Genomic DNA, 20,755 nt, shown 5'->3' with positions numbered 1-20,755 from the left:
ATAATTAAATTTTACTCCCCTGTACTATAAACCTACCCGGATTCCCAGGCTGAACTGTCTAACGTATGGATAACCTCCTGAATCGCTGTATCCGCCAATCAGACTGTACGGATCATTACTTGTCTCTGGATCTACACCCGGATAATTAGTGATGGTGAACAGGTTAGTTGCGGAAACATAAGCAGATATACCGTTCAGTTTCCATTTACTGGTCAGACTTTTTGGAAACTGGTAAGCAAAGGTTACCGATTTAAGCTTGATGAACGAAGCGTCGTATACATTGTTACTTGCAGCGTAAGCATAAGCGCCCTGGCCCTGAATCAGGCGTGGCCTTGTAGCATCAGTATTTTCCGGAGTCCAGCGGTCAAGAATTCTAATACCTTTATTGGTTCGCTTACCCATATCCTGGTTCTGCACATCTGCCAGGTAATAAATATCACCACCATAAGAAAAGGTTGCCAGTGTAGTTAAGCTGAAATCTTTATAGCTCATCCTGTTGGTATAACCGCCATAAAATTTAGGCTCTGCCTTTCCAATAATGTCATCTGCAAAATAACGCAGTCCGGGACCAAAAGCATTAGGATCCAATATATAGCTAGGATCACCGATACCGAGGTATGGGTAACTGCCGGCAAGTACATTCCCAACTTTATATGCATCCACCTCAGCCTGTGTTCTAAGTATTTTATCGAACACCCTTCCGTAAAGTAAACCTACCGGCTCTCCAACCTTCAGCACAGTATTTCCAAACTGATAGATGCCCGGATTGTCCGGATCGTCAACCTGGTTGGATAGCGCAAGTACTTTGGAACGGTTGCCGGATATATTAAAGCTACCCGACCATTGGAAATTTTTACCCCGGATAAAATCTCCGCTCAGTTCTATCTCCAGACCACGGTTACGAATGTTAGCGATATTTGAAGTCACCTGGCCAAAACCAGAGCTTCCGGCCACGGTAGTAGGGAACAACACGCCGCTGGTGGTTTTTTCATAATAACCTACTCCTCCGCGAAGACGCGAGTTAAAGAAGGCGAAATCGATACCCGCATCTTTTTGCAGGGTGGATTCCCATTTTAATCGCTCATTGCCAAGCTGCGAAGGTGAAAGCCCATTCAAGCCGGCATAAGATACAGGAGAATAAAGGGTATAGAATAAATTATTACCGATGTTCTGCGTTCCGGTATAACCCGCACTTGCCCTTAGTTTAATGTCACTGATCCACTTCACATTCTTTAAAAAATTCTCCTGCGAAATCCTCCATGCTACACCTCCCGACGGGAAATAACCTACACGGTTGGATACCGGGAATTTTGAAGAAGCATCCGATCTTCCCGTGAACGTAAATATGTATTTATCCATCAGGGTATAGTTGGCCCTCATATAAAAACTAAGTAATGAATTCTGATCCGAAGTACCTGTAGAAGGTAAGGTTACCGCAGCTGAGGACAAATTATTTAAATATTCATCATCAGGGAAGCCCTGTCCGCTTGCAGAAAAAGCATTTCCTTTAGTAATCTGCCAATCTGTACCTACTACCACATTCAACCGGTGATTTTCGTTGAATTCTTTATTCCAGGTTATTGTATTCTGGATAAAGGTATTTACCTGTTCAGCCTGTGCCTGTGTAGCCGTACCATTACCCGAACTACCTGTTCCGTTTGGTGTGGCTACTGCTACAGTACTCGGAATGTAGTTGTTCTGACGGTAATTATTGTAGTTTACAGAAACTGAACTTCTAAAGGTCAGGTCTTTTACGATGTCATATTCACCTGCCAGACTACCGATCAGGAAAAGGGTGTTCGACTTATTAATTCCTTTGGTAAGTAAAAGCGGGTTTTGAAATCCTTCATACGCATAGGCACCGAGTGATGCAGGGTCAATAATTTTAATACTACCATCTGCATTGTATGGATCTACCGTAGGTGGTGCAAATATCGCCTGTGTATACAATCCATTCGTGATGTTATTGGTACTGAAACCATAATCCAGATTGGTATTGAAACGCAATTTACTGGTGATGTCGTTATCCAGACTCACCTTACCAGCGATACGCCTGAAGTTTGTTCCCAATACCGTTCCTTCCGAACTGTTGTAGCTGAGTGAAGTATAATAACGTGAACCTGAACCACCACCTCTCACCGAAAGGTCTGCATTTTGAGTGATCCCGGTACGGGTCACCAGGTCAAGCCAATCCGTGTTTGCTGTTCCAAAATAAGCCGGATCAGTAAGTATCTGCGTAGCCAGTGCGTTCGGCGCGAGCGCCGGAACTTTCGCTGCCCGCGCATCGTTTAGATTTTTAGCAGCTTCTTTGACAATCATGATGTATTGATCTCTGTTCAATACTTTTTCATTCTCAGCTAAGCTTACTCCACTGTAATAATTTGCTTCAAAGACTGGCTTCTGGTTCATTTTCCCCTTTTTGGTAGTAATGATCACTACCCCATTCGCCGCTCTTGAACCGTAGATCGCTGTAGCGGAGGCGTCTTTAAGGATATCTATTGTTTCGATATCATTGATATTCAGTCCACCCAAACTATTCAGTCCACGGGCAAAAGAGCCTGCCACCGTAAAATTCGGGTCGTCATTTCCACCTCTTTCTATCGGACTCACAATATCCGATGCCCCTTGCTGGTAGCGGTTCTGAACTTGTATCTGCACACCATCGATAATATATAATGGATCATTTCCCCCCATCAAAGAGGTTCCACCTCTAATCCTGATCTTGGCAACCCCTCCCGGAGAGCCATCTGCCTGCACCACCTGCACACCGGCAGCTTTACCACTCAAAGCCTGGTCGAATGTGGCAAACGGCACATCTTTTACCTCAGCGATATTTACCGAAGCAACAGATCCCGTGAGGTCTTTTCTTTTCGTAGTACCATAACCAACCACGACAGTCTCTTCCAAACTGTTTGTTTCCAATGCCATCGACATCACCATACCAGTCCTGGCTACCATTTCCTTTGTAGCATATCCTATGTAGGAGAATACCAAAACGGTCTTGTCGTCCGGTACTGTAATTTCAAAGGCGCCATTACTTTTAGTCTCCACAGCCCTGGTGTCATTTTTGATTTTTACAGTTACCCCCGGAAGTGGCAAACCTCTCTCATCGGTTACCATACCTCTTACCACACGGTCTGCAAAGAATTCACCCACACGCCCAAGAAAAGAATCATGTTCTTTTCCCCTCAGGGTGATTGTGTTTTTATTTACATCATAGTTCAATGGCTGGTTATTAAATATCAGTTCCAGCACCTCTTTAATGTTCTTTTCGTCAACCTTAATGTCTACAGGTATTGCCTGTTTCATCAGGTTGTCGCTATAAAGAAATATATAACCGCTTTGTTTGGTAATGTCAGTCAGGACCGACTTTAATGGAGCATTAGACTTGGACAAACTGATTTTCTGGGCCAGTACCGAAGCACTAACCTGAAGCAAAGATGCTATCAATATTACGGTGGTTAAGCGCATAATTAGCAAAATTTTGTGGCATAGCGGTGAAGGTACACCCCTTTTCCTGGTATAATTTTTATACATTTGTTTAGTTGGTTCTATGCAGTTTGCCCAGGTTTCGAAGCATTGGCATTCTGCGGGTTAACGGTTAATTCTTATTGGCCGGGGCCAACTTTTAACCAGGCTTTCTTGAAGTCTGGTTTTTTTGTTATTGGTCTATTGTAGTCGTTTGGTCATTGATATGGGTTTAGGTGAATAATTAATTTATTTACATAGAAACGTAGACGATTCTTCCTTTCACTTTAAAAGACACATTACCTGTTGATTCCAGAGACTTTAATACCTCTGATAAATTGTCAAACCGGGACACACCTCCGCTAAACGTCTCTTCCGAAACATCGTCCGTGTATACAACCTCAACATTATACCAGCGTTCTACTTTTCTCATGATCGATTTTATATTTTCGCTTTCAAAAACGAACTGCTTATTTTTCCAGGCTACCGCGGCATTTACATCTACTTTAGCAATAGAGATCCGCTCACCGGTATTCACCGCCTGAAATCCTGGATCTAATAATTTATCCACTCCATTTGCTGAAACCTTAACCAGTCCCTCAAGCAGCGTCGTCTTCACTGATTTTTCATTGTCATAGGCATCTACATTAAAATGCGTACCCAACACCTCTATTTCCTGCGCCTTAGTCAGCACCCTGAAAGGAGACTGTTTGTTTTTCGCTACCTCAAAATAACCCTCTCCGCTTAATTTCACCAGACGTCTGGCACTTGAAAACTTCGCCGGAAACTCTAGTTTACTATCAGCATTCAGCCAAACATGAGTACCATCGGTCAACACAATCTCATAAGTACCACCTTTAGGCGTACTGATACTCAGCATCGCGTTCTCATTATCGTTATGTACTCCCAATGCAGCTGAAACTGAAGAGCCATCATCATAAGTCAGTTTACCGGCATCTATCACCAATCCCGACTTTGCATCGCTTAAGGCAATTGCCTTTCCATTTGCCAAAGTTAAAGTCGCCGTATTCTTACCCGCTTCCACATATATTCTGTCATCTGTAGAATTGAATAACAATACTGACCCAACCACCAATATAACGGCGGCCGCCACAATGCGATACGGCTTTCTCCAGAAAGGAATGACTTTCTTTTGTGGCCGGACCTGAGAAAAGATCATATGCTTCAGTTCGTCATGTACCTTTTGCTCAGGACCCATTTCGCTGGTATCCCAGGCTACGTTGTCTTTCTGATATGCATTGTAGTACTTGTTGAAAAGTGCAATCTCCTGCTCAGTCGCTTCCCCGTCACTCACTTTTGTTACCAATTCAAGAAGTTCTTCTTTGTTCATTTTATGGCTTTATAAGAGTAAGGCACTGCTCAGGCCCCCAGCACCCACGCCAAATGAAAATAATTTTTAAAAGATGATTAAAGCAGGCTCAATAAGGCTGAGAACTTACCCAGATTAAGTTTTAATCTTTTAAGTGCCTTATTAATTTGATTTTCTACAGTCTTCTCACTGATTCCAAGACGCTGCGCAATTTCACGGTTGGTCAGGTGCTCATTTCTGCTCAGGTGAAAGACCTCCTGGCACCTGTCGGGCAGTTCATTTACAAAACGGTCAATCATTTCCTTTAGCTCTTTGACCTGGAGTACCTCGTCAGGAAATTCGCTGTCCAGTTCAATTCTGGGAATCCGTTCGTAAAAAGATTCGCGGACTTTGCCGTTGCGAATGTAATTGGCCACTTTATATTTGACAGCAATAAGCAGGTAAGCTTTGATGGAGTTGACCTCCAGTGTCGTCCTGTGTTCCCAAAACCAGATAAAAACTTCCTGGATGACATCCAGGGCAGCGGCTTCGTCTCTTAATACATTAAAAGCAGACCGGTATAAAACAGACCAATACCGCTCATAGATTTCCTCTAAAGCTGCATCATCGTGCTTCAATGCAGCAATCAATTCCATATCCGTAAGCTTAGTATAAACAGCCATTTAGAGTTCCCGAATATAAAGTTACTCAAAATTCTAAAAAATCAGCAGTTCATTTTCCTCTGATATGCGCACAATGCAGTTATTTTCAAACTTTTTGACCTGTTCAGCTGCTCCGATTCCGCTAAAACCTTTAAACATTAGCATCAAAAAAAGTGTTATAGTTATTGAAATCAATCCTTTAACTATGAGAACATCCTTTTTAATCATTATTGCTGCATTTATAACGGCATGCAATTCCAATACGAAATCTAACAACTCCACTGCAGATAGCCTGGCAAATGATACAGCTATGAGCGATACCACTCAGCGTGCTGCATTGCCCGCGCCAGATACCAATGCTTCTAAAAACAAATTCAGTAAAGTAATAGGCTGGCCTGCCGATAAAGCACCAATAGCACCCGATGGCTTCGTAGTGACAAAATTTGCTACGGATTATAAAAGCCCGAGGAACATCTATGTCGCGCCCAATGGAGATATTCTTATTGTATTGTCCAACTCCGAACGATCTTTAAAAGAAAAGGTTGCCAATGCAATCACCGGCAAGGCCAAAGCGGAGGTACCGGGGAAAAGTGCCAATACTGTAGTGCTGTTAAGAGACGCCAATAATGACGGCACCCCAGAACTTCAAAGTGACTTTATCACCGGATTAAATCAACCCTATGGCGTACTGATCATTGGAGATGCTTGCTATGTGGCCAATACAGATGGATTGATGAAATATCCATACAAGGCAGGAGATACTAAAATCACAGGAAAGGGTACAAAAATTTTAAGTTTGCCAGCCGGAGGCTACAATAACCACTGGACACGTAACCTGATAGCAAATGCAGATAATTCTAAAATCTATGTTTCTGTAGGATCAGGCAGCAATGTCGGAGAAAACGGTATGGAGCATGAAGTGCGCAGAGCAAACATCCTGGAGATCAATCCGGATGGTACCGGCGAACAAATTTATGCAAGCGGATTAAGAAATCCTGTTGGAATGGCCTGGGCGCCAGGAACAGGTACTTTATGGACTGCGGTAAATGAAAGAGATGGACTGGGAGATGACCTGGTACCGGATTATATTACCAGTGTAAAAAAAGGTGCATTTTATGGCTGGCCTTATGCCTACTTCGGCAAAAATGAAGATCCGAGATGGAAAGGCAAAAATCCGGAGATGGTCAATAAAACCATTGCTCCTGATGTACCTGTAGGTGCCCATACTGCATCCCTTGGTCTTGCATTCTATACCGGAAATAAATTTCCTGAAAAATATAAGAATGGTGCTTTCATCGGACAACATGGTTCCTGGAACAGATCTGCATTATCCGGGTATAAGGTGGCATTTGTGCCCTTTAAAAATGGTAAACCAAGCGGCCCTGTGCAGGACTTCCTGACGGGATTTATAGCTAACCCCGACAATGGCGAAGTTTATGGAAGACCTGTCGGCGTGGCTGTAACTAATGACGGCGCCTTATTGGTAGCTGATGATGTGAGCAGTACCATATGGAGAATTTCGGCAAAATAGCCTAACAAAAAAGGGATGTCCGTTTGGACATCCCTTTTTTGTTATTTTCTTAATTGCTTAGCAATACTGGTCAAACGCACCGATTAAGCTATCAGCAATCATTTGAGCAGGACGTCCTTCAATCTGGTGACGCTCGATCATATGAACAAGTTTACCATCTTTGAACAATGCCATAGCAGGAGATGACGGAGGGAAAGGCATCATATAACCCCTTGCTCTGTCAACCGCTTCTTTCTCCATACCTGCAAAAACCGTTACCAGTTTATCAGGATGTTTTTCATTAGCCGCCGCAAGTCTTGCAGCAGGACGTGCATTTGCCGCAGCACAACCACATACTGAATTTACCACAACGAATACAGTTCCTTCACCACTGATGGCATTATCTACTTCTTCTGCTGTTTTCAATTCCTCAAAACCTACTTTTGTAAGCTCTGCACGCATTGGCTCAACTAAATATTCTGGATACATATCTTCTATTTTATTTCATTAACCATACAAAGATAGGACACAGCCGATTAGCATCAAAGCGCAGAAGGACCGTCTCCCCACTTTTTACCTTTCAATGATGAGGAGTACGCTCCTGAGATTAGAGTATGTAATACATTTTAACTTTACTGTTATGCGCACCAACCTTTTCTTCATGCCTGTAATTTTCTTTCAACATTTGCTTAATATCCCGCTCAATAGTCCGGCAAATAGTGGTAGTAGGCGTATCTGTAGGCTTATTTTCAAAAGGATCCTGTAAATGAATAGACATTTTTTCAATCAGGAAGAATGAACAGGCGATAGCGATTACCAAAGGAATAGTGGCAAAACTAAAAAACTCAATCAGTCCGAAAGGCAGCAACATCACAAACAAGATAATGGAGAAATGGATATACACACTATAGGTCACCGGAAAAACAGTATTCTTAATCCGCTCACAACCACCCATCTGATTAGAAAAGTTGGTGAGTGTTTTGTCCATTTGTACCTGCTGGTATTCATTGATCCAGCCCAGTTTATAGGCATTACGCAAATCGCTCCCCTGCAATTCCAGTAGCGCCACCGGAATATTGCTGTAATTTTTTATGTATTCCATGTCTTCTGCAATGATGAGCCTTTCCAGACCCTCTAATGGATTTTGTCCGCGGAGATGCCTGCTCAACGCATAACACCAGGCAATTTGTCTGCGGGCTAAGCGCTCGCAGAAAACCTTCTCATCCTCAGCACCATATGGATTATCTACAAAGGTCAGCAATTGCCGGGTCAGCGACCTGCTATCGTTGACGATCGCTCCCCAAAGTGTCCTGGCTTCCCACCAGCGGTCATAGGCCTGATTGGATTTGAAGGCCAGCAGCAGAGAGATTACAGTACCCAAAATAGTGGGTACTGCGATCGGAATTGAAATGCGTGTAACGTGAAAATTGCTATACAGTACAGTGATTATCGTAGCATAAAAGGCAACAATCATGATCTCCTTTGATATCTTCCCAAAGATATATTTCGCGGGTATATTTTCTTTCAACAGCATATGTCAAATCTTTTAAAAGGTGACTAAATAAACACACTAAACGGCCATCAGACTCTCCTCTTCGAGAGCTGCAAATTGCTTTACCAGCCTTGCTTCGGACTTTTTCAGAACAGTTACCGTCGGCAGGCCGGACTTGATCACTAAACTCGAGGGATCAACACTGGCCTTATTCAGTTTTCCGTAGCTGCAAAACTCCGGATGCAGAATACAGTCTACCGCATTGGCCTCCAAAAAGTTTCTGAACATGCTCAATGTACTGCCGTAGAAAAATTCAATCTTTATAGATTTCACAACTGGATGTTGCTTTTTCAATTCAGAACAGCGCTCGTGAAAATCATCACTTACGTGCTCGAATTCCCTTGACCTCCTGGAGAGCATCAGCAAATCAGTAATCGAATCTGAGAGTCTGAACAGGTGAACAAAAATGATATTTATTTCCTTTTCATTCATAGCGGCACAAACTTCCGGGATACAATTCAGGGCTGAGGCATTAAAATCGGTAGGAATAAGAATAGTTTTCATGACTTTTTGTTAAAGGATTAATGATCAATTATTTATTGATACAATATTAGTCCAGAGTCATTAGAGCCCTATAAGAACCCTATTAGAATGTGATTAGAATTTATAGTCCGAAAACTACCCATTTATTAGAATCTCATTAGAAATTGGCAATATGATCTGCATTTCGGTACCTATTTGCTCTTCTGACCGGATACCAATGGAACCTTTGTGCAGCCGGATGATGTTGAGCGTAAGCGGCAGACCAATTCCATGGCCCTCAAAGTCGCTGGTGTTGGACGCCCTGAAGAAAGGTTCAAATATATGTTGCTGCTCATTTTCAGGAATACCGATTCCCCGGTCAGTGATGGCGATAGAGATGCGTTTATTCTCCACTTTGACTTTGATCGTTACGGGCTGATTATTGGAATACTTGCAGGCATTGCCCACAATGTTACTTAGTGCCAGCTGCAGTAAGTTGAAATTACCCTCGGTATAGAGCTGGCTTTCATCAGCCGGCAGTGAAGAAAAATCAAGCTGGATGATACTGTCTCCATCGATTTTCTTTACAGAATCGGCCGCATCCATGATCAGTTCATCAATGCGGATTCTTTGCCAGTTCTGCTTTTTGCCATCGAATCCGGTCTGAGCAAGACCAAGAAGACTGGTGATGATGTGTCCCAGTTTTTCCGCATACGACAGAATCATTTTTGCCGAAGCCTCAGTTTCAGGACTGATACCTTTCTGAGCGAGCATCAGTTCAACCTCAGCCGTAATGATGGTCAATGGCGTCTTCAATTCATGAGAGGCATTGCTTACGAAGTTATTTTGTGTAGAGAAGGCCGTTTCCAGTCTGTTGAGCATATTGTTAAAAGTAAGCACCAGTTCAGCCATTTCATCTTTACCCTTAAGTTCGTTTAATCTTAAGTGCAAGTTGTTGGCTGAAATGTTCTTCACATTACGGATTACTGCGCGCAAGGGCTTCACGGTATAGTGCGAGAACACCTTCCCTGCAATATAGGTGAGCAGTACCGAGATGGCAAAAACCAGCAGCAGCACTTTACGTAAAGTTTCCAGTTCCTGAAAACCATAAGGATCTGACGCCGTAACGACAACCACATAATTACCATGCTGTGTTTTAAACAGCTGTCCATAGTAGAAATGATTGTCTCTATTATACCGTGCATTGCCATTGACAATGATCGCTCTATAGAAAGTCTCGGGAAGATCGATCGGATGCTCGAATTTCATGCGGTTCAGGGAGTCAACCTTAACTACAAAATCCTGCTCATCTTCCATTTTCTCCAGGTAGCGGTTGCGCATCTCCTTTGATGCGGCGGACTTTTTATCGGGATATACATTGATTTCCGCAGCGATCTTGGCCCTGGCTTGCAAGCGTTTAAAAAAGTCTTCAAAATTGAATTCCGAGACGAAATAGAAAATGGACGCATGAAAAAGAACAAGCCCTATCGTTCCAATAATAAAGAATAAGAGTGTGAGTTTATTTTGGAGCTTCATTCAGCGTGTCCTCTTTTAAGATATATCCCATTCCAAAAACGGTATGGATCAGTTTAATTCCGTCCCCGTTATCTATCTTTTTACGCAGGTAGTTGATATACACATCTACTACGTTGGTTCCCATATTGAAATCTATGTCCCATACATTTTCCAGTATCTGGATCCTCGACAGTACTTTATTCTGATTTTTAAGCAGGTATTCCAGCAGCCGATACTCTGTAGCGGTCAGATTTATGGGCTTACCTGCCTTCGCAACTGTTTTGGATGCTGTATTTATCTCCAGGTCAGCAACGCTTACGCGATCTGTAACTACTTCCTGCTTCCTACTCCTTCTGATGAGGGTACGCATGCGGGCAATTAACTCTTCCAGTTTGAAAGGCTTTACCAGGTAGTCATCTGCTCCACTTTCCAAACCGGTTACAATATTCTCTGTGCTTCCAAGCGCGGTAAGCATGAGAATTGCAATATCTTTATTTCGATTTCTGATCTCCCTGCATACCTGGATGCCATTCATACCCGGCAACATAATGTCGAGGACAATGAGGTCAAATTCATATTTAAAGACCATTTCCAGGCCTGTTATTCCATCAGCTGCTACGCTGATCTCAATTTCCTCTTCGCTAAGTCCTCTTAGGATGACAGACACCAGATCTGGTGTATCCTCAATTAGCAAAACCTTCGACCCCTTCATATTTGATGAAAATAGAACAAGAAATATTAAATCTGTTCCGATTTTTTACACTTTACTTTTTGATGACGAAAAAGGATTCAGGACTTCAAGTAAATACACAAGTAGCCTACATCATTCTAAGACTAGCCGATTAAACACCAAGTACTCGACTGATAGGAGACTGATCCGTAACTGACAGGGGATTCCTTCGCAAAACGGGTACCCTTTTGCGAAGCAGACCCGAAGCTGTCCCTTATCTGTTACGAAGTTGGTAGGTCGAAGGCCCTGACTAGTCCAGATTGATTTGCTTTCGCTTTGCGTTTGTATCATCTGGGGTATTCCTCCGTATCATCTGGGGTGTTGATTCGATGGTGATCGAACCAACACCCCAGATGGAGCGCAGTTGTACCGGAGTAATAACGACTAGAGGGCGATCAGAAAGCAGTGACTGTCAAAACAATGTACTTATGCAACAGTACGGCCGTCATTTTTGAATTTGGCTAAACTATTGCATACTTTTGCATCACGAAAGCAGTGATTACTGTTTAAAATAAAGAAACATTTAAAAATAATAATATGTCATCAGTAGAGACAACTTACGTTCCTTACAAAGTTAAGGACATTTCACTGGCAGAATGGGGCCGTAAAGAGATTGAATTAGCAGAGGCTGAAATGCCGGGCCTAATGTCATTACGCGAAGAATTCGGTCCATCAAAACCATTAAAAGGTGCACGCATTGCAGGATGTCTGCACATGACGATCCAGACTGCAGTTTTAATTGAGACGCTGGTAGAACTAGGTGCTGAAGTAACCTGGTCTTCTTGTAATATATTTTCTACCCAGGATCATGCTGCTGCTGCTATTGCTGCTGCAGGTATCCAGGTATATGCATGGAAAGGCTTAGACGAAGAAAGCTTTGACTGGTGTATCGAACAAACTTTACACTTCGGTCCTGAGCGTCAGCCGCTAAACATGATCTTAGATGATGGTGGTGACCTGACAAACATGGTATTTGATAAATTCCCTGAATTAATTGCAAACATCAAAGGTCTTTCTGAAGAAACTACCACCGGAGTTCACCGCTTATATGAGCGTATGAAAAACGGAACATTGCATTTACCTGCGATCAACGTAAATGACTCAGTTACCAAATCTAAGTTTGACAACAAATACGGCTGCCGTGAGTCATTAGTTGATGCGATCCGTCGTGCAACTGATGTAATGATGGCTGGTAAAGTAGCTGTTGTAGCAGGATACGGTGATGTTGGTAAAGGTTCTGCTGAATCTTTAAGTTCACAAGGTGTACGTGTGATTGTATCTGAAATTGATCCGATCTGTGCGCTACAAGCTGCAATGGAAGGCTATGAAGTAAAGAAATTTGCTACTGCGGTTAAAGAAGCTGATATCATTGTGACTACGACTGGTAATTGCGATATCGTTCGTGCAGAGCACTTCAAAGCGATGAAAGATAAAGCGATTGTTTGTAACATTGGTCACTTTGACAATGAAATCGACGTAGCCTGGTTAAACAAAAACTACGGTGATACTAAAGTTGAGATCAAACCTCAGGTAGATAAATATACCATCGACGGAAAAGACATCATTTTATTGGCTGAAGGCCGTTTGGTGAACCTGGGTTGTGCTACTGGCCACCCTAGCTTTGTAATGTCTAACTCATTTACAAACCAGACTTTAGCACAATTGGAGCTTTGGACGAACACAGATAAGTACGAGAACAAAGTATATGTACTTCCAAAATATTTAGATGAGAAAGTAGCTCGTTTGCATTTGGCTAAAATCGGTGTGGAACTGGATGTTTTAGATCAGCACCAGGCTGATTATATCGGTGTTCCGGTAGAAGGTCCGTTTAAACCTGAGGCTTACAGATACTAGTCAATCTTAAGTTTTTAAAAATAAAAAGGGGTGCAATTTTGAATTGCACCCCTTTTGTTTGAGCATTCTATAAGTTACTCCGCTTTACTTTCTATTTTTTCACCTTTCTTCATTTTGTCCAGGGTACTTTGGTATTGTGGTTTTTCTGTTGCAGCAACCAGATTAACTGCTTTTTGCTGCATGGCAATTGCTTCATCTTTCTTACCTAATTTGTAAAGCAGGTTTGCATAAGTATCCAGGAAAGCAGGTTCTTTTTCCTGAGTTGCATCAACACTGCGTTTGCTCCATGCCAATGCAGAAGCTACGCAATCAGGATCTTTGCAGTTTTCAAAGACTGTCCAGGCAAAACTGTTTAGCATCTGAGGGTTTACTTCTGTGCCATATTTTTTCATATAAGCAAGTACGGCCAACTGGAACTTGTCCCACTGCTTATTACTCTGGTAAACCTGAACCTTCAAAAGGTCGGTTGACTTGCTGATGTCAACAGTAGGATATTTAGCGGCTGCCACAGCAACCAGAGAATCTATATTGGCATTGGGTTTTCTCAGGTGAGGATAGATTTCTTCTGAAAGGATAACACGGCCAAGGGTTTCATTGGCTTTACCTTTTCCAAGGGTTGCATCTACTTTAGCAGGCTCTTTTAACATCAACTGGAAGCCTTTGCTTTTACTGTTATTGGTAAATAAACCAAGGAATTCCAGGTTTTCTTTAGTGTAAAGATTGGTCTGTGTATTTAGATATGCTGCAGATACTTTATCAGAATTTTCCTGATCGTAAGCACTCGCTGCAGTCATGGCAAGCTGTCTCAACTCTTCCGGTGTAGACTTACCAGCTTCGTATTTTTTCAGTAAGGTATAATATTGTGTTTCAGGTTTCAATGCTTTTTCTGCTCTTGCAATAAAATCATCAGCCTCTCCACCTCCTACTATACGGTGAACCAATTGTCCGTCTGGTGAGAAAATCAGAAAAGTTGGGTAAGCACGAACGTTGAATTCTTTACTCATAGATTCAGCATCTGCGTACCAGGCTTTTACATCTTCACTATCGTCTTTGGTTTTGTCGAACTGGACTTTTACATTGACAAAATTCTTATTGAAGAAAGTACCTACTTTTTCCTGAGGAAAAATGGTACTGGCCATGTACTTACAAGGGCCGCACCAGGTAGTGAAACAATCTACAAACAGGTATTTGTTTTCCTTTTTAGCCTTTTCTTTGACCTGCTGCCAGCTGAGGCCATGTTCAAAATGAGTTCCTTTTTCTTGCGCCAGTCCTAGAAAAGGCAGCAACAGGAACAATAACGTTAGTTTTTTCATGGTTAAGGGTTTTATATTTTTTATGCAACTAAAATTAATGAAAATAATGCAAACAGGTAGCACATTAAAGTTTTACAATATTTTATATTTGCTCTATGACGAAGTTATCTGTAAACATTAACAAAATCGCTACGCTCCGTAACAGTCGCGGAGGCAATAATCCTGACCTGGTAAAAGTTGCGCTGGATTGCGAGCGGTTTGGTGCTGAAGGCATTACTGTACACCCCCGCCCGGATGAACGGCATATCCGCTACCAGGATGTTTATGATCTTAAGTCTGTCATCGCTACCGAATTCAATATCGAAGGAAATTGCAGGGAGCAAAAATTCATAGATCTTGTTCTTGCGAATAAGCCTGCCCAGGTGACGCTTGTGCCGGATTCGGAAGGACAAATTACGTCTAATCACGGATGGGACACAGTTAAACATGCAGATTATCTTAAGGAAATGGTTGCATTGTTTAAATCAGCAGGCATAAGGGTTTCTATTTTCGTAGATCCAATTGTAGACATGGTAAAGGCGGCGGCTTTAACTGGTACAGACAGGATTGAACTGTATACAGAGGCTTATGCACACAATTATTATGACAACCGGGAAAAGGCGATTGTACCCTATGTAGCCGCGGCTCACAAAGCACATGAAATCGGCCTGGGCATTAATGCCGGTCATGATCTGGACCTGCACAACCTCAAATACTTTGCAGAGAGCATTCCGGGTTTACTTGAGGTAAGCATTGGTCATGCATTGATCAGTGATGCCTTATATCTCGGACTGGAAAATACGATACAGCTATATTTGAAGCAATTGAAACACTAAACCTATACTGCCATGAAAAACACATTATTAACCCTTACCGCACTGGTTCTATTTATAGCTTCGGGCTGTAAAAACAATACGGCTTTGGATGAAGGTGCAGCGGAAGAGCTAGTGGCAACCTACTTAAAGTCGAACCCTCAATACGAGACGGCAAAAATTGATGTGGGAGAGATCAAATTCAAGAGCAGGAATGACAAGGCACAACTGGAAAAATACAAAGGTCTTGAAGAAAAGGGCCTGATAGAGATGACACTCCAGGACCAAAAGAAAAAATTCCTTTCTAAGGACAGTACCTATTTTTATATGGTGAGCCTGACGGACAAATCGAAACCGTATATACTGAAGCAGGATGAACGGCATGTTACTGTAAAGGCAGTCAATTATGAGCTGGACGAAGAAAAACCAGTCAGTCTTTTACAGAGTGATTCCAGGATCGCGAAAGTGACCGTTTCTCTAAAAAAGGTAAAGAATGATTTTGCGGTATTCCTGAAAAACAAAGGAACTGCAAGTAATTTTATTACAAAAACTTATAAAGTAAAGTTTAAGAAAGAAACAGGCTGGATATTGGTCGGGGAATAGGTTAAAGAAAGGGGATTTTTTATTACCTTTGCGCAACTTTTTATTTCAAGATTACATGAGCTTAAACATTCATTACCAAGAAGACTTTAAAGATCGCCACATTGCACCTAATTCAGATGATACAAATGCAATGCTTGCAACAATTGGCGTTGGTTCTGTTGACGAATTGATTGAACAAACTGTTCCTCAAAAGATCAGACTGGCGCAGCCATTAAACCTGCCGGCAGCCAAGTCTGAAAAAGACTATCTGAGCAGCTTAAGACAAACGGCTTCTTTAAACAAAGTTTTCAAATCATACATCGGTCAGGGATATTATGATACGATCACTCCGGGGGTAATTTTACGTAACGTAATGGAAAACCCGGGATGGTATACACAATATACGCCATATCAGGCTGAGATTGCACAAGGCCGTTTACAGGCATTGTTGAATTTCCAGACGATGGTGATAGACCTTACAGGTATGGAAATTGCCAATGCTTCTTTACTTGATGAAGGTACTGCAGCAGCTGAGGCGATGTTTATGCAATATAGCTTGCGCAAAAACCAGCAGGCCACTAAATTCTTCGTATCGGAACTGTTGTTCCCTCAAACTATAGATATCCTGAAAACCCGTGCAAATCCTTTTGGGATTGAGCTGGTAATCGGCGATCATCAATCTTTTGAGCTGAATGAAGAGTTCTTTGGTGCAATCATCCAGTATCCCGCAGGAAATGGTGAGGTATTTGACTATACCGGTTTTGCACAAAATGCACATGAGAAGAATGTAAAAGTTACAGTTGTTGCGGATCTTTTAAGCTTAACGTTATTGACTCCTCCGGGAGAATGGGGTGCGGACATCGTTGTCGGTACAACTCAGCGTTTTGGTGTACCAATGGGATTTGGCGGGCCACATGCAGCATATTTCGCAACTAAAGAAGAATACAAACGTTCTATTCCGGGACGTATCATCGGTGTAACGATCGACAGCAATAACAACTATGCTTTACGTATGGCTTTGCAGACCAGGGAGCAGCACATCCGCAGGGATAAAGCGACTTCTAATATCTGTACTGCACAAGCCTTATTGGCTATTATGGCTGGTTTTTATGCCGTATATCATGGTCCTAAAGGATTAAAATTAATTGCTGAACGTACTCATGGTTTAGCTATAAACCTGGCTCAGTCACTGGAGAAAATAGGCTACAAACAATTGAACAGTGCTTATTTTGATACGATTCAGTTAGATCTTGGCGATCTTGTCGATTCGATCCACAGAGAGTGCATTGACAATGAGATCAACTTAAATTACAATGGAAGTATTGTGACCATCGCTTTAGATGAAACTGCTTCTGCAGAAGACATTAAATTACTGGTGAAGATCTTCTCAAAGGTAAAAGCAATTGCTGCTGATGCTGTAGAGCTTGCTGATGATAAAAACATCACCTCTGTAATCCCTGAAAAGCTACAACGTACTTCAGCATACTTAGGTCACCCGGTATTCAATGCGCATCATTCAGAGCATGAAATGCTGCGTTACATCAAGTCATTAGAGACAAAAGATCTTTCACTTTGTCATTCTATGATTGCTTTGGGTTCATGTACGATGAAACTGAATGCAACTACAGAAATGATTCCTGTAACATGGCCTGAATTCGGAAGGATCCATCCTTTCGCACCTGCTGATCAGGTAGCTGGTTATTACACGGTATTTAATGAACTGGACAGATGGTTAAGTGAAATCACAGGTTTTGCTGCGATGAGCTTACAACCTAATGCCGGTGCACAAGGTGAATATGCCGGACTAATGGTCATCAGGGCTTATCATCAGGATCGTGGTGATGATCACCGTAACATCGCTTTGATTCCTTCATCTGCACACGGAACCAATCCGGCATCAGCAGCTATGGCAGGGATGAAAATCGTTGTGGTAAAATCATTGGAAAACGGAAATATTGACGTAGACGATCTTAAGGCTAAAGCTGAGCAGCATGCTGCAGATCTATCATGTTTGATGGTTACTTATCCATCTACTCATGGTGTATTTGAAGAAAGCATTATTGACATCTGTAACATCATCCATGAAAATGGAGGTCAGGTATATATGGATGGAGCAAACATGAATGCACAGGTTGGATTGACAAGTCCGGCAAATATCGGCGCTGACGTTTGTCACTTGAATTTACACAAAACCTTCTGTATCCCTCACGGTGGTGGTGGTCCTGGTATGGGTCCAATCGGTGTTGCAAAACACCTTGTTCCTTACCTTCCCGGACATGCGGTTGTGGATATTGATAAAGGAAAATCTATTCACGCGGTATCTTCTGCACCATGGGGCTCTGCATCTATCCTGATCATTTCTCATGCTTACATCGCAATGATGGGCGGAGAGGGATTGACAAATGCGACTAAGTACGCGATCTTAAACGCGAATTATATGAAGGCACGTTTGGAGCAACACTACCCAGTATTGTATTCAGGTTCAAAAGGCCGTTGTGCACATGAAATGATCCTGGATTGCCGTGGTTTCAAAAACTTCGGAATCGAGGTAGTTGATATTGCAAAACGTTTGATGGACTATGGCTTCCATGCACCTACAGTATCATTCCCTGTAGCAGGTACTTTAATGGTGGAACCTACAGAAAGCGAGCCTAAACATGAGCTTGACCGTTTCTGCGATGCTTTGATCGCGATCAGAAATGAAATCACAGCAGTAGAAGCAGGCGAACTGGATAAGATAGACAATCCATTGAAAAATGCCCCTCACACAGCTACTGTAGTAACAGGAAATGAGTGGAATCATAGCTATAGCAGACAAACTGCTGCTTTCCCTCTTCCTTATGTGGCGGCTTATAAATTCTGGCCATCAGTGGGAAGGGTAAATGATTCGTATGGTGACAGGTCATTAGTTTGTTCATGCCCTCCTATCGAGAGCTATGAAGAAAGCTTCGCATAAACAAAAATCTTATTACAGATAATAATTAACCAGTTAAACCTTTTGATACATTTGCGTTCTAAGAATGTATCAATAGGCTAAGACTGGTTCTTAGTTTAAAAACTAAAACATAAAAGAACAATGAAATTAAAAATTACCTCTTTAGCATTACTTCTTATAGTAGTTGCATCTTCAGCTTTTATAGCTGCTCCAGTTAAACCTGTTTCCTATAAAGTTGACCTTACCAAATCTACATTAACATGGGTGGGTAAAAAGCTAACCGGAAGTCACAATGGAACTATTGATCTGCAATCCGGCGATCTTTTATTCGACGGCAAAAAGTTAACAGGTGGTAATTTTACGATCAACATGACCACGATTAAAGATGCTGACAAAAGTGCTAATCTGGAAAAACACTTAAAAGCTGACGATTTCTTCGGAGCTGATAAATTTGCAACCTCGACTTTTGTCATCAAAAAAGTAGCAGCTGCAAGTGGAAGTACAGTAAATGTTACTGGCGACCTTACCATCAAAGGCATTACCAATTCTATCACTTTCCCAGCAACAATTGCCTGGAATGCGGACGGAACTGTGACTGCAAGTGCTGATAAAGTATTGGTTGACAGAACTAAATACGGAATTAAATACAGATCAAAAGGAATGTTCCCTGATGTGGGCGATAAAATGATCTATGATGAATTTGAGCTTGCCATTAAACTGGTTGCAAAAAAATAATTTGTGCTAACATCCTAAAGAAAAAGTCATTATAAACATAATGGCTTTTTTTTTGTTACATACAGACAATAGGAGTTTAAACATTTGTATTTTATTTATAACTTAGTGAATGATCAATCCTCTCCTGTTTTTTGAAATTATATGGCAGATTCTATAATCAACCTTCTAGTCATTGACGATGATGATATTAATATATTCATCATTAGAAAAATTGTAGAAAAAACAGGCTATAAAGTTAACATGGTATCCAGAAGCAACGGTCAGCTTGCTGTAGAATATTTGACCGAAATTGCTGATAATCGGGATATTTTTCCCCAACTCATGCTGGTCGACATCAACATGCCGGTACTCAATGGCTGGGAATTTCTTGAGGCATATGAGCAACTTAATCTTCCTCAGAAATCAGACATGTATATGCTTTCTTCTTCCGTTTATGAAAACGATATCGAAAAGGCAAAGAGCTACAAGGCCATTAAAGGATTCATTTCCAAACCCCTTACCATAGAACGGCTTTCAGAGCTGCTCCGCCTGGTTACACCTTAATTAGTTTATTTTAAATTGTCCATCAGTTAAAGTAACATGCCCTGTTGCTTTTGATTTTGCGTGGTAAAACAAGCATTTCCAATTTTCAGCAGCTGCCCTTTTTCCGAATTCTTCTCTCAGCTCCATTGCTTTCCTTCCATCAAAATCATACTTGGCAATGAATTTTCTAAGTAGCTCTTCCGGCTCCGGCAACACATCGCCACCAAAGAAAACTTTCTCCTGCCCATCAGTAATCAGGAATGCCTGGTGGAAAGGCGTATGAGCACCTGTGAGTTCATAGCTGATCTCGTCGGTAAGCTGACCAGAACCCTCAATAAACTTTAGCTGTGCATTGCGCTGAAGAAAATCAAAAATTTCAGTTTTATAAGAAGACGAAGTATTTGTAAATGCACTTTCCCATTCGCCTTGCTGAATTACATAGGTGGCATTAGGAAAACTCAACTCTATCTTGTCATTTATGTGATGTATCATTCCCCCTGAATGGTCAAAGTGCAAATGAGACATCAGCACAAGGTCGACATCATCAGGATTAAACCCTGCCTTACGGATATTCTCGTGTAAAATAAGTTTTCCGTCCTCGCTGCTATACCCCAAACCTGTATCGCATAAAATCAGGCTGTTTTTCAGCTTTACAAGAAAAGGCTGCACATGAATAAACAGGGATGCAGGGCGGTCTTTTGGGTGATGAATTTCAGGATTGAAAGGTATAAATTTCTTATCTGCAGCTACAGAATAAGAACCTTCATATAATGTGAAAACTTGCAATGGCGTAGTAATTAAATTAAATGATATAT

Annotated in this window: 17 protein-coding genes; 7 read left to right on the top strand and 10 right to left on the bottom strand. The window is 41.8% G+C overall.

Annotation, left to right across the window (positions count from 1 at the left end):
* Positions 1–24 precede the first annotated feature (24 nt).
* The 3 genes from R2Q78_RS09900 to R2Q78_RS09890 all read right to left on the bottom strand — a co-directional run bounded on the left by R2Q78_RS09900 (position 25) and on the right by R2Q78_RS09890 (position 5,460).
* Complete coding sequence (locus tag R2Q78_RS09900; protein ID WP_316791307.1) at positions 25–3,471, bottom strand: TonB-dependent receptor; 3,447 nt, start codon at positions 3,469–3,471, stop codon at positions 25–27.
* A 250-nt stretch (positions 3,472–3,721) separates the two neighbouring features.
* Entirely contained in the window at positions 3,722–4,819 is a 1,098-nt protein-coding gene (locus R2Q78_RS09895) for a FecR family protein (protein ID WP_316791306.1), read from the bottom strand.
* A gap of 77 nt (positions 4,820–4,896) precedes the next feature.
* On the bottom strand, positions 4,897–5,460 hold the full coding sequence (locus R2Q78_RS09890) for an RNA polymerase sigma-70 factor (protein WP_316791304.1): 564 nt from the start codon (positions 5,458–5,460) through the stop codon (positions 4,897–4,899).
* 184 nt (positions 5,461–5,644) lie between these two features.
* Between R2Q78_RS09890 and R2Q78_RS09885 the strand changes: the two genes are divergently transcribed.
* Entirely contained in the window at positions 5,645–6,970 is a 1,326-nt protein-coding gene (locus R2Q78_RS09885; protein WP_316791303.1) for a sorbosone dehydrogenase family protein, read from the top strand.
* Between the two features lie 57 nt (positions 6,971–7,027).
* Here the strand turns inward: R2Q78_RS09885 and R2Q78_RS09880 are convergent, their stop codons facing one another.
* The 5 genes from R2Q78_RS09880 to R2Q78_RS09860 form a co-directional block, all read right to left on the bottom strand.
* Entirely contained in the window at positions 7,028–7,438 is a 411-nt protein-coding gene (locus tag R2Q78_RS09880) for a BrxA/BrxB family bacilliredoxin (protein WP_084289040.1), read from the bottom strand.
* A 118-nt stretch (positions 7,439–7,556) separates the two neighbouring features.
* Entirely contained in the window at positions 7,557–8,483 is a 927-nt protein-coding gene (locus R2Q78_RS09875; RefSeq protein WP_316791298.1) for a bestrophin family protein, read from the bottom strand.
* 36 nt (positions 8,484–8,519) lie between these two features.
* Positions 8,520–9,005 carry a hypothetical protein gene (locus R2Q78_RS09870; protein WP_316791296.1) on the bottom strand — a complete coding sequence of 162 codons (486 nt, stop codon included), beginning with the start codon at positions 9,003–9,005 and terminating at the stop codon, positions 8,520–8,522.
* Positions 9,006–9,119: 114 nt separating this feature from the next.
* Positions 9,120–10,499 carry a HAMP domain-containing sensor histidine kinase gene (locus tag R2Q78_RS09865; protein WP_316791294.1) on the bottom strand — a complete coding sequence of 460 codons (1,380 nt, stop codon included), beginning with the start codon at positions 10,497–10,499 and terminating at the stop codon, positions 9,120–9,122.
* Positions 10,483–11,190, bottom strand: coding sequence for a response regulator transcription factor (locus R2Q78_RS09860; protein ID WP_316791292.1), 708 nt, complete (start codon positions 11,188–11,190; stop codon positions 10,483–10,485). Before R2Q78_RS09860 ends, R2Q78_RS09865 begins: the two co-directional genes overlap by 17 nt.
* A gap of 555 nt (positions 11,191–11,745) precedes the next feature.
* On the opposite strand from R2Q78_RS09860, the gene ahcY reads away from it, so the two are divergent.
* Positions 11,746–13,062: an adenosylhomocysteinase gene (ahcY, locus tag R2Q78_RS09855; RefSeq protein ID WP_316791290.1), complete on the top strand. Its 1,317-nt coding sequence runs from the start codon at positions 11,746–11,748 to the stop codon at positions 13,060–13,062.
* A 74-nt stretch (positions 13,063–13,136) separates the two neighbouring features.
* On the opposite strand, the gene R2Q78_RS09850 is transcribed toward ahcY, so the two are convergent.
* Positions 13,137–14,375: a thioredoxin family protein gene (locus R2Q78_RS09850; protein ID WP_316791288.1), complete on the bottom strand. Its 1,239-nt coding sequence runs from the start codon at positions 14,373–14,375 to the stop codon at positions 13,137–13,139.
* A gap of 95 nt (positions 14,376–14,470) precedes the next feature.
* Between R2Q78_RS09850 and R2Q78_RS09845 the strand changes: the two genes are divergently transcribed.
* The 5 genes from R2Q78_RS09845 to R2Q78_RS09825 all read left to right on the top strand — a co-directional run bounded on the left by R2Q78_RS09845 (position 14,471) and on the right by R2Q78_RS09825 (position 19,961).
* Positions 14,471–15,190: a pyridoxine 5'-phosphate synthase gene (locus R2Q78_RS09845; RefSeq protein ID WP_316791286.1), complete on the top strand. Its 720-nt coding sequence runs from the start codon at positions 14,471–14,473 to the stop codon at positions 15,188–15,190.
* 12 nt (positions 15,191–15,202) lie between these two features.
* A complete protein-coding gene (locus R2Q78_RS09840) occupies positions 15,203–15,769 on the top strand; it encodes a hypothetical protein (RefSeq protein WP_316791284.1) in 567 nt (188 codons plus the stop codon).
* Positions 15,770–15,824: 55 nt separating this feature from the next.
* Positions 15,825–18,704 (top strand): aminomethyl-transferring glycine dehydrogenase, encoded by a 2,880-nt coding sequence (gcvP, locus tag R2Q78_RS09835; protein ID WP_316791282.1) that lies wholly within the window; start codon positions 15,825–15,827, stop codon positions 18,702–18,704.
* A gap of 120 nt (positions 18,705–18,824) precedes the next feature.
* Entirely contained in the window at positions 18,825–19,418 is a 594-nt protein-coding gene (locus tag R2Q78_RS09830) for a YceI family protein (RefSeq protein ID WP_316791280.1), read from the top strand.
* Between the two features lie 141 nt (positions 19,419–19,559).
* Positions 19,560–19,961: a response regulator gene (locus R2Q78_RS09825; RefSeq protein ID WP_316791279.1), complete on the top strand. Its 402-nt coding sequence runs from the start codon at positions 19,560–19,562 to the stop codon at positions 19,959–19,961.
* Here the strand turns inward: R2Q78_RS09825 and R2Q78_RS09820 are convergent, their stop codons facing one another.
* A complete protein-coding gene (locus R2Q78_RS09820) occupies positions 19,962–20,726 on the bottom strand; it encodes an MBL fold metallo-hydrolase (protein ID WP_316791580.1) in 765 nt (254 codons plus the stop codon).
* Positions 20,727–20,755 lie beyond the last annotated feature (29 nt).

The organism is Pedobacter frigoris (genome assembly GCF_032678645.1).
GTDB classification, from domain to species: Bacteria; Bacteroidota; Bacteroidia; order Sphingobacteriales; family Sphingobacteriaceae; genus Pedobacter; species Pedobacter frigoris_A.
This window is presented reverse-complemented; position numbering and strand designations above follow the sequence as displayed.